Source organism: Mesorhizobium sp. M1273 (genome assembly GCF_040318195.1).
In the GTDB taxonomy this organism is placed as follows: domain Bacteria; phylum Pseudomonadota; class Alphaproteobacteria; order Rhizobiales; family Rhizobiaceae; genus Mesorhizobium.
This window is the reverse complement of record NZ_JAMYLV010000013.1, coordinates 15,374-27,974: the sequence shown is the minus strand read 5'-3', so window position 1 is coordinate 27,974 and position 12,601 is coordinate 15,374. Positions and strand designations below refer to the sequence as shown.

The following is a 12,601-nucleotide window of genomic DNA, read 5'->3' as shown; positions in this document are numbered from 1 at the left end:
CCAGAATGGGCTTCCCGAGAGGGGATCCTGCCGAAAGATTTTCCCGAGCATTCAAGGCAGGAAATTCATTCGTATGCAAATGATATCAAGCCGGCAGGAATTGTCAAAGCCAGAGTTTGCACGGCTGTTGGCACCGGTGCACCCGGAACGCATTTGTTATGCCATGAGAGGTTGACGCAGCCGGCCATCTGGTCAAGTTTCTGCGTCCGGTCGCGTTTTCATTGGAGCCTAAGCTCAAGACCAAGAAAATAAGGAGGCTCCATGGCCGACGAAGCGCTTGTCGTTATCGACCTGCAGAACGATTTCTGCCCGGGTGGCGCCCTTGAAGTGGCCGGTGGCGACGAAATCGTGCCGTTGGTCAATGACCTGATCCGGCGGACCGAGCACGTCCTGCTGACGCAGGACTGGCACCCTGCCGGCCATTCGAGCTTTGCCTCCAGCCACCCCGGCAAGCACCCGTTCGAAACGATCGACGTGCCTTATGGCCACCAGACGCTGTGGCCGGATCACTGCATCCAGGGCAGCCTGGGATCGGATTTCCATTCGGGCCTCGCCTGGAGCAAGGCCGAGCTGGTGATCCGCAAGGGGTTCCGTCCTGCGATCGACAGCTATTCCGCATTCTTCGAGAACGACCGGACGACGCCGACCGGCCTTGCCGGCTATCTCCGGGATCGGAACATCGAGACGCTGACCCTGGTCGGCCTGGCGACGGATTTCTGCGTCGCCTTTTCGGCGCTCGACGCAGTCAAGCTCGGTTTTGAGACGTCCGTGCGGCTCGACGCCTGCCGCGGCATCGATCTCAACGGCTCCGTGGAGAGGATGCTGGGCCGGATGCGCGATGCCGGCGTGACACTGATTTGAACGTCATCCACCCGAACCTGACAGACTTTTGAGGGGCTTCATGCGGTTTGCGGCGTTGACGGCAAGTGCTGCACTTATTGCAGCAATCTTTTCTCCGAGAGCGGTTCTCGCGGCCGAAGCGCACGAATTGCCGGGCGCCGCCATGTCGCTTTGGTGGGTGCTGCCGTTTGCCGGGCTATTGCTTTGCATCGCGACCGGCCCGCTGCTGTTCCATCATGCTTGGGAGCACCATTACGGCAAGATCGCTGCCTTCTGGGCAGCGTTGGTGATCGGGCCGCTGGCCATCGCCTTCGGCATCCCGTCCGCCACGCAGGCGGTGCTGCATGCGCTGCTCACCGAATACATGTCGTTCATCATCCTGCTGTTTGCGCTGTTCACCATTTCGGGCGGTATCTTCGTTGCCGGCAACATACACGGCACGCCGCTGGTCAATGCCGGGCTGTTGCTGGGAGGGGCGCTGCTTGCCTCGATCATTGGCACAACCGGCGCCTCGATGATCCTGATCCGGCCGCTCATCCGCGCCAACGACAACCGGCGCTTCAACGCCCATGTCGTCATCTTTTTCATCTTCCTGGTTTCCAACATCGGCGGGTCGCTAACGCCGCTGGGCGATCCGCCGCTGTTCGTCGGCTTTCTGCGCGGCGTCGATTTCTTCTGGACGACAGTTCACCTGCTGCCCGAGACGCTGTTCGTCGCCGGCGTGGTGCTGGCTGTTTTCCTGGCGATCGACATCATCATGCATCGCCGGGAGGAAGGCGCGCCGAAGATCAAGGATCCGACGCCCGACAGCAAGGTGCGCATTCGCGGCCTGGCCAACATCCCGCTGCTGGCCGGCGTAATCGCCGCGATCCTGATTTCCGCTGCCTGGAAGCCGGGAGTGAGTTTCTCTTTTCAGGGCGTCAGCCTCGAGCTGCAGAATCTGGTGCGCGACGCCGCCATCCTGATACTGGCCTTCACTTCGCTTGTCGTCTCGCCGAAGGAGTTTCGCGGCGCAAACGCCTTCAACTGGGGGCCGATTGCCGAGGTGGCGAAGCTGTTCGCCAGCATCTTCATCTGCATCGTGCCGGTCGTCGCCATATTGCGGGCCGGGCTCGACGGCGCGCTGGCGCCGTTGGTGCTGCTGGTCAGTTCGCCGACCGGCGCGCCGGACAACCTTGCCTATTTCTGGCTGACCGGAGCGCTGTCGTCCTTCCTCGACAATGCGCCGACCTATCTGGTGTTCTTCGAGCTGGCTGGCGGCGATGCGCAGCATCTGATGACCGAGTTCGCCTCGACGCTGGCGGCGATCTCGGCAGGCGCGGTGTTCATGGGCGCCAACACCTATGTCGGCAATGCGCCGAATTTCATGGTCTATGCCATTGCCAGGCATCGCGGCATCAAGATGCCGAGCTTCTTTGGCTATATGGCATGGTCGGGCGCGGTGCTGATCCCGACATTCCTGCTTGCCGGCTTGCTGTTCTTTGCCTGATCATCCGACGCCGACATAGCGACGGACCGCCGAGGGATCGGCACGCAGCTCCTCAACGTCGACCGTCTCGCGGTTGCGGCCGTTTTCGATGAAACAAACGCGGTCTGCGACCGAGAGCACGGCATCGACGCGCTGCTCGACAAGAATTGTCGACACGCCAAGCGCACGCAGCTTCGACACCGTTTCGCGGATCTTGGCGATCATCGACGGCATCAGCCCTTCGGTCGGCTCGTCGAGCAGAAGCACCTGTGGTTCCAGGCACAGGGCGCGGGCCATGGCCAGCATCTGCTGCTCACCGCCGGACAGCGTGCCGGAACGCTGCCTGAGGCGCTGGCGCAGCAGCGGAAAAAGATCGAGCACGTTTTCGCGCGTCGCCTTGCCCTTGTTGCGGGCCATCAGGCCGATCTCGATGTTTTCAGCCACCGTCATCTCGGCGAACAGCCGCCGGCCCTGCGGCACGTAGGCGAGGCCGGCCTTGGGCACCTCGTGCGCCGGCAAGCCGGTCAATTCCCGCCCTTCGAGCCGGATCGAGCCTGAGCTTACCGGCACCAGGCCCATGATTGCCTTCAGCGTCGTCGTCTTGCCGGCGCCGTTGCGGCCGAACAGGCAGAGCACTTCGCCCTCGTTCAAGACAAGATCGAGGCCATAGAGCACCTGGACCTCGCCATAGAAGCAGTCGACCCCGGAGATCGTCAGTGCCTTGGACTGGGCCTCAGCCATGGGTCGTCCCCAGATAGGCGTCCTGCACCGCGGCATTGGCGCGGATCTGCTCGGGCGTGCCTTCAGCCAAGATCCTGCCGGCGTTGAAGACGGTGATGCGGTCGGCGAGCCGCATGACCACCGGCATGTTGTGCTCGATCAAAAGCACGGTGGCGCTATCGGCGATCTCGCGCACCAGCTCGATGAAATTATCGATCTCGCTGTCGGCCAGCCCTTGCGTCGGTTCGTCGAGGATCAGCAGCCGCGGCTTCAGTGCCAGTCCCATCGCCACTTCCAGCAACCGCTGGTGACCGTAGGACAGCTGCCCGGCCGGCATGTCGGCGCGGTCGGCAAGGCCGGTACGCTCGAGCGCGGCCATGACGCCGGTGTGAACCGCGCCCTTCGAGCGGCCGTCGGTCAGCGTGCGCTGCACCGGCAGGGCAACATTGTCGTAGGCGCTGAGATTGGCAAAGACGCTGGTGATCTGGAAAGTGTAGGCGACGCCAAGGCGAACCCTGGCGTAGGCCGGCAGATTGGTGATGTCCGCGCCGTCGAAGACGATCATGCCCGACGAGGGCTGGATGCGGCCGCTGACCAGGCTGACGAAGGTGGTCTTGCCGGCACCGTTGGGGCCGATGACAGCGCGGATCTCGCCCGGCATCAGCGCGAAGTCGACGCCGTCGACGGCGCGCAAGCCGCCGAAACTGCGCGACAGGCCTTTGGTGGTGAGCAGCGGCATCATGGCAACCACCCGAGCCAGCGCTGGCGGATGCTGCCGAGAATGCCTCTCGGGAAGAACAGCACCAGCAGGATGAGCGCTATGCCGACGATCAGCAGATAGGCCGAGGTGTAGCCGCTGGCGACATCGATGACATAATACATGAACAGCGTGCCGATCAGCGGACCGAGCGTGGTAGCGGCACCGCCCAGCAGCACCCAGAGCAGCGGCAGGATGGAATATTGCACCGAAGCGAAGCTCGAGCCGACATAGCCGAACAGCAGCGCATAGGCCGCGCCGGAAGCCGCGCAGATGCTGCCTGAGATGACGACGGCGGCGAGCTTGTTGGAAAATGTATCATAGCCAAGCATTTTGGTCCGCTCTTCGTTCTCGCGGATGGCGACCAGCACGCGACCGTAGCCGGAGCGGACTATCGCCAGGCTTATGAGCAGCACGATCGAGAACAGTGCCAGCGCGCTCATATAGCGCACGGTCGGGTTGGTGAGGTCGAGCGACGTGCTGCCCAGGACAAGGACACGCATCGGCTGCGGCACGACCATGCCCTGGTCGCCACCGGTCCAGGCAGCGAAATAGAGGATGACGAGATAGAATACCTGCGCGAACATCATAGTGACGATCATGAAGGCGACGCCGGAGGTGCGCAGCGCCAGCAGCCCGATCACCAGCGCGAGAAGCGCGCCGCAGGCAAGCCCGGCTGCGAAGGCGGCCGGCACGCTCCAGCCGAGATGGATGACGGCAAGGCCGGCGCCATAGAGCCCGGCTGAAAAGAACATGGCATGGCCGAGGCTAAGCAGCCCGACATAGCCGAACAGCAGATTGTAGCCCATGGCGAAGACCGCCAGCACCATGATGCGGGCGAGCAGGCCGTGATGGTATTCCGGCAGGACGAAGCTAAGCCCGAAAAGCAGGGCGATGACGCCGAGGTGCAGCGCATATGGCTTTGCCGGCGAAGCATCCTTCATCGCGATGTCGTCCCGAACAGGCCCTGCGGCCGGAACACCAGCACCATGGCGACGAGCAAGGTGGCGATGATCTTGGCCAGCGTCGGTGAGAAGAACACCGAGATGATGCCGTCGGAAAGGCCGATCAGCACCGCGGCGACGACCGTGCCTCGCAGCGAGCCGAGGCCGCCGATGATGACGACGATGAACGACAGCAACAGCGGGTCCTGTCCCATCAGATAGTGGGCCTGGCTGATCGGCACGATCAGCACCGCGGCGACAGCAGCCAGCATGGCGCCGAGCGCGAAAACACCGGCATAGACTCTCGTCACCGGGATGCCGAAGGCCTGCGCCGTCTCGCTGTCATATTGCGTGGCGCGCATGACGAGGCCGATTTTCGTGCGCGTCAGCACCAGCCAGGTCGCGACCAGCAGCAGCGCCGACGCGGCGATGATCGACAGCTTGTAGCCGGAATAGCCGAACCACGGCAGGAGGATGCGGTAGCTGAACGGCGGCTCCACCGGCCGCGCCTCCGGGCCGTAGAAGGTCAGCGCCAATTGCTGGATGATGTAGAGCATGCCGATGGTGGCGACGATGGTGGCTTCCGGATTGTAGTTGAGCCGGCGCAGCACCAGCCGTTCGGCGAGCAGCGCGATCAGGCCGACGATCAGCGGCGCCAGCACCAGGGCGGCCAGGAAGCCGAGCGCCGGATGGCCGGATATCGCCGTTGAGATCGCCCAGGCAAGCACCGCGCCCAGCATGAAGAACTCGCCATGCGCGACATTGACGACGCGCATGACGCCGAACACCAGCGACAGCCCAAGCGCCGTCAGCGCCAGCACTGCGGAGGTGACGAGGCCTTCGAGGGCGGCGAGGAGCAGGTGAGGTCCGAAGTGCATCGCCTAAGCACCGGCGGATGCGCGAAGCACCCCCCTCTGGCCAGAGGGGGGTATCTTGGCGCTCACGCTTGCTGCAGCAGCCAAGCTCACAGCGTCTGCGTCGTGTAATCCCCCTCAGGCTCGTAGAGGCCGTCCTCGATCTTGGTCTTGTAGACGACATTCAGCCGGCCGCCTTCAACCTTGGAGATGTTCTGGATGCCAAAGCACTGGTGGATCTTGCCGTTGAAGGTTTTCGGCCCTTGCGGGTGCTCCGGCCCCTCGGCGAACTCGGTCAACGCCTCGGTCGCCTCGACCAGCTTGGCGCGGTCTTCCGGGCCCTTGTAGCCGGCATCCTCCATCGCCTTCTTGACGACGTAGAGCGTTTCCCAGCAGCCGAACATGTGCGCGGCGGTGGAGACGTCCTTGGGGTCGCCGACGGCGGCACCATTGTCGTCGATGCCGACGGCGGCGCGGTAGGCTTTCTGCGCAGGGGAGTCATCGGGCTGCGCATAACGCGGCGAGCCTTCCCAGAAATGGCTGCCGTCGAGGAATTCGAGGCCGGGGCTGTTGATGTCGGTGGCTTCGAGCGAATCGATGAAGCCGAACAATTGCGGCCGATTGGAGCCGTAGAACTCGCCGAGCTCCTTGACGAAGGTGAGCACCGCCGGGCCGACCATGACGTGGTAGATCACCTCGGTCTCTGCGGGGATCTGCGGGAAATATTTGGTGAAGGAGGATTCCGTCGGCGGAATCGCGATCTGCGCAATGACCTCGGCGCCTTGCGCCTTCAGGGCCGGCGGCAGGTAGTCGCGATGGTCGTAGCCGAAAGCGAAATCGGGGAAGATCTGCGTCACCTTCTTGCCGGCATTGGCGGCAATCCACGGCGCCATCGACTGGATCTGGCTCTTCACATCGGTGATGCCGGGCTGGAAGACGTAGCGGTTCAATTTGGTCGAGGCGACGTGGTGGCCTTCGCTGACAACGAAATAGGGCATCTTGGCCTCGCCGGCAGCCGGCGCCGAGCCGATGACGACATGCGAAAACAGCGTGCCGTAGACGATATCGGTCTTGTGCTGAGAGGCGAACTTGCCGACGACTTCGGCGCCCCGGCCGGGATCGGTGCCGTCATCCTCGATGATCACCTCGACGGGTCGGCCGTTGATGCCGCCGGCATCGTTGATCGCCTTGACGGCAGCCGCTGTGGTCTTCTCGTACCAGCGGCCATAGGCGGCGCCGATGCCGGTGCGGTGCGACTGGAAGCCGATCTTGATCGGCGCCGAGCTCTGCGCCTGGCTGTAACGCACGAAACCCGGCGCGACGGCAAGACCGGCGCCGGCGGCAAGGCCCTTCAGCGCCGTGCGGCGGGTGAGAGCGGATCTGGAGAGATCGAAAAACCCATTCTTGTCAGTCACGGCAGTTCCCCTTGTTTTTGAGCTTTGACCAATGGCTGTAGCAGGCAGGCCACTCTTGTTAAGAGGGGCGAAAATTGCATGTGTACAAACTAAATCACCAAAGCTCTGACGTGGCAAGCGAGCTTTCCCCAAGGTTCGATTGACGGCCATCGCACACCTCGTTCATCCGGCGCTCGGCGTCGCAAGCAGCCATAGGCCGAGGACGGTGTAGGCGATCATCAGCACGGTGAGCGGGAACTGGCTGAGCGCGGCGCGAGCCGGAATGGCGTGCAGCCGCCAGGCCAAGCCATGGGCGACAAGCACAGCAAGCATGTGGCCGCCAATGATGACGCCGGCCTGGAGGTTCCACAGCCACCACGCCGAGCCGGCGCCGGCGACAACGCCGGCTTGAATTGACATGTCTGCGGTACCGAACAGGTTCCAGCCAAGCGCAAACGGGTCTGAGAGAGCGGCAATCGCATATTGGTCGTCGACCAGCAGCGCCGTCAGATAATGCGCGAAGTGGTAGGCGAGCGCGATCGGTACGATCGACCAGGCCAAAAGCCCGGCGGCGTGACCGAGCGAATGGTTGCTGCCGGCAAGGTGCTGGCCAAGAAAGACGGCTAGCGCGAACACGGCCGCAAGCACGGCAAAGCTCAGCACAAGACCGAAACTGCCGATGCCGATCAAAGCGGTGCGTCCAGGAAACTCCAGCGGATTGATGCCGAACCAGCCTAGCCAGAAGAAGGTTTTCGACAGGCCGTCGAAGGACACAGACGACAGCGCAAGCAGCAGGAAAGCGACGCCGCTGAGCGGTAGCGGCGCGCCACCGAGCAGCTTGGCACCCGGCCAGCAGAGTTTGAGCCGGCCGTCTTCGTTGCGCTCGATGATGGCGAAGTGCGCTACCATGGAAAAGAACACCGTCAGGAACTCACCGCGCAGGCTCCAGTTGCGGTATCCGACGACCTGCATAGCGGCAAAGGTCAGCAGCCAATAGGCGCCGGCGGCCCAGGCCAGCCGCGCCGGATCGTCTGGCGCAGGGTCGATCAGCTCGAACCAGGCGAAGGCGAAGAACAGCAGGAAAGCCGGCCAATAGCCGAGCCGTTGGGGGAGCAGATTCGGCTGCGTTCTGCCGGACAGGCGCGAGGCGACGCGGCATGGCCCGTACCAGGGGTTGAGCCACGACCAGAGATCGCCGGCGAGCCCCTGCAACAGAGCCAGGCCAACCCAGAGCAGCGTCCACACGGTCAGCGGCAGCGGATTGGAAAGCGGATCGCGGCTGCCGAACAGGCCGGCGGCAATCAGAATTGCAAAGCCGACAAAGGATACCAGGCTGACGGCAGTCCGCGCGCCGTCGCCGAAGGTAAAAAGCGGCAGGCGTTTGCGCCAGAAGCGGTCGAGGGAGTCCGGCGGCAGTAGAGCCAGGACAAGGAAGCTGGCGGCAACCGCGAGCGCGCCACCGACGACGTAGTAGCCGGTGGGAAGCAGCAGGACATGGCCGCGGTCGGAGGCGTGGGCGAAGGCGGGCGTGGATGGGAATTCCAAGGAAGCGACGAGGCCGGGAAAGGGCCTGATTGCCGAAATGCAGCGCTCTACAGCGCCCCCCTCTGTCCTGCCGGACATCTCAAGCGGGGAGATCGGCGGTTCCGCCGTCGGCTCTCCTTCTGCAACTTCAGCAATTGGCGAAAGCAGCAATGAGGGCGCAATCTCCCCCCTCGCGGGGAAGATGTCCGGCAGGACAGAGGGGGGCGCGAAGGAACTCATACTACGCAAGAGTTCCCCTACTTCACACCTTCACCAACTGCTCCACGCGGTCCTTCTGGCCGAAGATGCGCAAATAGCGCTCGATCTCTTTCTCGTCGCCTGTCGACTTGGCCGGATTGTCGGAAAGCTTGACCGCCGGCCTGCCGTTGGCTTCGGTGACCTTGCAGACCAGCGAGATGGCGTCTAGCCGGTTGGTCTCGGTCGGCGCGCAGCCCTCGAAATCGTTGGTCAGGTTGGTGCCCCAGCCGAAGGACATGCGCACCTTGCCGCGGAAATGGCGATAGGTTTCCTCGATGGTCTCGACCTCCAGCCCATCCGAGAAGATGAGCAGCTTCTGCTTGGGGTCCTTGCCCTTTTCGCGCCACCAGGAAATGATTTTCTCGCCGCCTTCGATCGGCGGCGCGCTGTCGGGGCGGAAGCCGGTCCAGTCGGCGACCCAGTCCGGTGCATCGCGCAGGAACGCCGCGGTGCCGAAGGTGTCCGGCAGTACGATCAGCAGGTTGCCGCCGTAGTAGCGCTGCCAGTCCTGCAGCACGTTGTAGGGCGACCGTTTCAATTCCTTTTCCGAATTGGTGAGCGCGGCGAACACCATCGGCAGCTCATGCGCGTTGGTGCCGAGCGCCTCGAGATCGTTGTCCATGGCGAGCAGCACGTTGGAGGTGCCAGTGAAGGCCTCGCCGATGCCCTCCTTCAACGCTTCGACGCACCAGCGCTGCCACAGGAAAGAATGACGGCGGCGGGTGCCGAAATCCGAGATGCGGATGCCGGGCAGCGCCTTCAGCCGCTCGGTCTTGGCCCACATCTTGGCCTTGGCGCGGGCATAGAGCACGTCGAGCGCGAACGGCCCGAACGCCCGCATGGCCGCGCGAGATCGAAGTTCATTGATAATTGCCAGCGCCGGGATCTCCCACAGCGTCGTGTACATCCACGGACCGCTGAAGGCGAGTTCGTATTGGCCGTCGCGCTTGGAAAGCTCGTATTCGGGCAGCCGGAAATTTTCCAGCCAGGCGAGGAATTCCGGTTCGAATATCTGCTTGCGGCCATAGAAGGTGTTGCCGCCGAGCCAGATCATCTCTTTCTTAGAGAAGCGCAAGGTGCGGGCATGGTCGAGCTGCTCGCGCAGCTCCGTCTCATCGATCTCCTCGGCAAGGCGGACCGAGGTGGTGCGGTTGATCAGCGAGAAGGTGGCGTCGACCTTGGGATACATGCCCCAGATCATCTGCAGCATCAGAAGCTTGTAGAAATCGGTGTCGAGCAAGCTGCGGACGATCGGGTCGAGCTTCCAGGTGTGATTGTAGACGCGCCGCGCTATATCGGTCTTTGCCATCGCTTAATGCGCCTTCGTTGCTCGCTCTAGCTTTTGTCTAGCGCAATTCCGGACGGAAAACCGCTGCGCACTTTTCCTGGAATTGCTCCAAATGCCTCTTAGCATCGAATTTTTGAACGCGCCTCCCGCTTTGCGGGCTGGCCCGACAAAAAGAAGCCCCTGCTGCAAGCGGCGCCTACGGCAGTTTCGGCCTCAGGATGCGGTCTTGGCGCCGACCACCTTGAGCGCCGGACGCTTGCGGCGAATGCCGATGCGGCCTGCCACCGGTGCGTCAGCGCGGCGGTCGGCCTGTTCTTTCTCGGCAAACAGCCAATCGATGAACAATTGCACGATCGGCGCCGACCGCATCTCGTTGCGGCAGACGACGTAGAAATCGTCGACGGCCGGCACGGAAAGACTGAACGGGGCGACAAGCAGGCCCCTGGCGAGCAGTCCGCTTGCCGTCACCGTATCGCCGAGCGCCACGCCATGGCCGTGAACCGCGGCCTCGGTCGCCATCCGCGCATCGCCGAGATGATGGCGACGGCCGCGCTCGAGGTCCAGCGCGTCGGCGGCGGCCAGCCAGGTATGCCATTCGCGGCCGTCGTCGCCATGCAGGAAGACGTGATCGGCGAGGTCGCGGACGGTGCGGATCGGGCGGTTGTTGATCAGCGTCGGGCTGACCACCGGGAACAGTTCGAGGCCCGACCATTTGCGCATCCAGCAGTCGGTCCAGCTGCCGTCACCATAGTGCACGCAGACATCGATGTGCGGTGCGCGGACGTCCTTGGCATCATTGGATGGGATCAGCGTCAGCCTGATATCCGGATATTGCGAGGTGAAGCTGCCCAGCCGCGGGATCATCCACAGCAACAGTAGCGCCGGCACGCAGGATACAGAGAGAACGCCGGTGCTGGCCGGTCTCGTCATGCGCTGCGTGGCGGCGGCAATGCCGTCGAAGGCGGTCGACACCGCCGGCAGCAACTCGGCGCCGTGCGGCGTCAGCTTCACCCGCTGACCGGCACGCTCGAACAGCTTGACACCCAACGATTGCTCGAGCGCCTTGATCTGATGGCTGATGGCGCCGTGGGTGACGTTGAGCTCAGCCGCCGCCTTGCTCAGCGAGGCGTGGCGCGCCGTCGCCTCGAAGGCGCGCAGCGGGTTGAGCGGTGGCAAACGCTTGGCCATTTGGACCCTAGGCTCTGTGAGATTTTCTCACAGATAACACGCTAACAATATCAATTGATTTTTCAATGCAGCTACGGGACACTTTGCCCAGGCATTGCATCAAGACGTGAAATCTGCAGGCAGCCGGCGGCTGCGGCTATCGAGGCCGCCGCCCGCGCGCCGCACCAGCCATGGAGGACCGACATGGGTTACGACCGCGGCAAGCTCGAAGCGTTGCGCCGCAAATACGGCGAGAGCCATGGCGGCGAAATGTTCGACCCGAAATTCCAGCGTGTCGCCGACAAGATCTTCTCCAAGACCGGCACGCGACTGGCGCCCTATTCCGGCATCCCGACCTTCCTCGCGGCGCCCTATCGTGAAATCGCCGCCGACAATCCGGATTTCGGCGATCTGCAGGTGGCGATGATCGGTGTGCCGATGGATCTGGGCGTCACCAACCGGCCGGGCGCCCGTTTCGGGCCAAGGGCGCTGCGCGCCATCGAGCGCATCGGCCCCTACAATCATGTGCTGGAATGCGCACCGACGCATGAGCTGAAGGTCGCCGACATCGGCGACGTGCCGTTCCAGAGCCGCTACCGGCTGGAGACCAGCCATGACGACATCGAACGCCGCACCAACCAGATCGTCGACGCCGGCGTCCTGCCCTTGTCTGTCGGCGGCGACCATTCGATCAGCCACCCGATCCTGAAGGCGGTCGGCAAGAACGCGCCGGTGGGCATGATCCATATCGACGCTCATTGCGATACCAGCGGCCTGTTCGACATGACCAAGTTCCACCATGGCGGGCCGTTCCGCAACGCGGTGCTGGACGGCGTGCTCGACCCGAGCCGCACCGTCCAGATCGGCATTCGCGGCTCGGCCGAATATCTGTGGGAGTTCACCTATGAGTCCGGCATGACCGTCGTGCATGCCGAAGAGGTGACCGGCCTCGGCATTCCCGCCATTATCGAGAAGGCGCGCAGGATAGTCGGCGACGGCCCGACCTATGTCTCCTTCGACATTGACAGCATCGATCCGGCCTTCGCGCCGGGCACCGGCACACCGGAAGTCGGCGGGCTGACGACGCGCGAAGTGCTCGAGCTGCTGCGCGGCCTGAAGGGACTCAACATCGTCGGCGGCGACGTGGTCGAGGTGGCACCGCAGTACGACGCGACCACCAACACGGCGCACGCCGGCGCGCAGGTGCTGTTCGAGATCCTCAGCCTGATGGTCTTCAGCCCGGCAATCACCGGCAAGGCGGGCTGACACGCTCGACCATGATCCCGAAAGTGGGAACCGGTTTTCGGAGAAGATCATGGTCCACCAGAGAATCCAAAGGCGACCGCCGCGCTGGAGCCGGCGGTTGCACTCAAACAAACAAGCTTCC

Annotated in this window: 11 protein-coding genes; 3 read left to right on the top strand and 8 right to left on the bottom strand. The window is 63.5% G+C overall.

The features are described 5' to 3' along the window. Positions 1 to 261: 261 nt before the first annotated feature. Positions 262 to 861 (top strand): bifunctional nicotinamidase/pyrazinamidase, encoded by a 600-nt coding sequence (gene pncA / locus NKH30_RS15845; protein ID WP_023676971.1) that lies wholly within the window; start codon positions 262 to 264, stop codon positions 859 to 861. Between the two features lie 40 nt (positions 862 to 901). Beyond that, entirely contained in the window at positions 902 to 2,329 is a 1,428-nt protein-coding gene (locus NKH30_RS15840) for a sodium:proton antiporter (protein WP_023676972.1), read from the top strand. Here the strand turns inward: NKH30_RS15840 and NKH30_RS15835 are convergent, their stop codons facing one another. From NKH30_RS15835 to gcvA, 8 genes are all read right to left on the bottom strand, one after another. Further along, entirely contained in the window at positions 2,330 to 3,049 is a 720-nt protein-coding gene (locus NKH30_RS15835) for an ABC transporter ATP-binding protein (RefSeq protein WP_023676973.1), read from the bottom strand. After that, positions 3,042 to 3,770 carry an ABC transporter ATP-binding protein gene (locus NKH30_RS15830; protein ID WP_023676974.1) on the bottom strand — a complete coding sequence of 243 codons (729 nt, stop codon included), beginning with the start codon at positions 3,768 to 3,770 and terminating at the stop codon, positions 3,042 to 3,044. Before NKH30_RS15830 ends, NKH30_RS15835 begins: the two co-directional genes overlap by 8 nt. Next, complete coding sequence (locus NKH30_RS15825; protein ID WP_023676975.1) at positions 3,767 to 4,729, bottom strand: branched-chain amino acid ABC transporter permease; 963 nt, start codon at positions 4,727 to 4,729, stop codon at positions 3,767 to 3,769. The genes NKH30_RS15830 and NKH30_RS15825 overlap by 4 nt, the downstream gene beginning before the upstream one ends. Continuing rightward, positions 4,726 to 5,607: a branched-chain amino acid ABC transporter permease gene (locus tag NKH30_RS15820; protein WP_352455934.1), complete on the bottom strand. Its 882-nt coding sequence runs from the start codon at positions 5,605 to 5,607 to the stop codon at positions 4,726 to 4,728. Before NKH30_RS15820 ends, NKH30_RS15825 begins: the two co-directional genes overlap by 4 nt. Positions 5,608 to 5,693: 86 nt before the next feature. Then, a complete protein-coding gene (locus NKH30_RS15815) occupies positions 5,694 to 6,998 on the bottom strand; it encodes an ABC transporter substrate-binding protein (RefSeq protein ID WP_352996103.1) in 1,305 nt (434 codons plus the stop codon). 162 nt (positions 6,999 to 7,160) lie between these two features. Beyond that, on the bottom strand, positions 7,161 to 8,600 hold the full coding sequence (locus NKH30_RS15810) for a hypothetical protein (RefSeq protein WP_352970343.1): 1,440 nt from the start codon (positions 8,598 to 8,600) through the stop codon (positions 7,161 to 7,163). Between the two features lie 163 nt (positions 8,601 to 8,763). Then, a complete protein-coding gene (gene pncB / locus NKH30_RS15805) occupies positions 8,764 to 10,068 on the bottom strand; it encodes a nicotinate phosphoribosyltransferase (RefSeq protein WP_352472380.1) in 1,305 nt (434 codons plus the stop codon). 192 nt (positions 10,069 to 10,260) lie between these two features. Next, positions 10,261 to 11,235 carry a transcriptional regulator GcvA gene (gene gcvA / locus NKH30_RS15800; RefSeq protein ID WP_023676980.1) on the bottom strand — a complete coding sequence of 325 codons (975 nt, stop codon included), beginning with the start codon at positions 11,233 to 11,235 and terminating at the stop codon, positions 10,261 to 10,263. 183 nt (positions 11,236 to 11,418) lie between these two features. Here gcvA and speB point away from each other — a divergent pair, with 183 nt between their 5' ends. Then, positions 11,419 to 12,480: an agmatinase gene (gene speB / locus NKH30_RS15795; protein WP_352970221.1), complete on the top strand. Its 1,062-nt coding sequence runs from the start codon at positions 11,419 to 11,421 to the stop codon at positions 12,478 to 12,480. Positions 12,481 to 12,601: the final 121 nt, after the last annotated feature.

Excerpts from the sequence above, each read along its gene's own strand:
- pncA (WP_023676971.1), top strand. The coding sequence starts at position 262 with ATGGCCGACGAAGCGCTTGTCGTTATCGACCTGCAGAACGATTTCTGC.
- NKH30_RS15840 (WP_023676972.1), top strand. The coding sequence starts at position 902 with ATGCGGTTTGCGGCGTTGACGGCAAGTGCTGCACTTATTGCAGCAATC.
- NKH30_RS15835 (WP_023676973.1), bottom strand. The coding sequence starts at position 3,049 with ATGGCTGAGGCCCAGTCCAAGGCACTGACGATCTCCGGGGTCGACTGC.
- NKH30_RS15830 (WP_023676974.1), bottom strand. The coding sequence starts at position 3,770 with ATGATGCCGCTGCTCACCACCAAAGGCCTGTCGCGCAGTTTCGGCGGC.
- NKH30_RS15825 (WP_023676975.1), bottom strand. The coding sequence starts at position 4,729 with ATGAAGGATGCTTCGCCGGCAAAGCCATATGCGCTGCACCTCGGCGTC.
- NKH30_RS15820 (WP_352455934.1), bottom strand. The coding sequence starts at position 5,607 with ATGCACTTCGGACCTCACCTGCTCCTCGCCGCCCTCGAAGGCCTCGTC.
- NKH30_RS15810 (WP_352970343.1), bottom strand. The coding sequence starts at position 8,600 with ATGTCCGGCAGGACAGAGGGGGGCGCTGTAGAGCGCTGCATTTCGGCA.
- pncB (WP_352472380.1), bottom strand. The coding sequence starts at position 10,068 with ATGGCAAAGACCGATATAGCGCGGCGCGTCTACAATCACACCTGGAAG.
- gcvA (WP_023676980.1), bottom strand. The coding sequence starts at position 11,235 with ATGGCCAAGCGTTTGCCACCGCTCAACCCGCTGCGCGCCTTCGAGGCG.
- speB (WP_352970221.1), top strand. The coding sequence starts at position 11,419 with ATGGGTTACGACCGCGGCAAGCTCGAAGCGTTGCGCCGCAAATACGGC.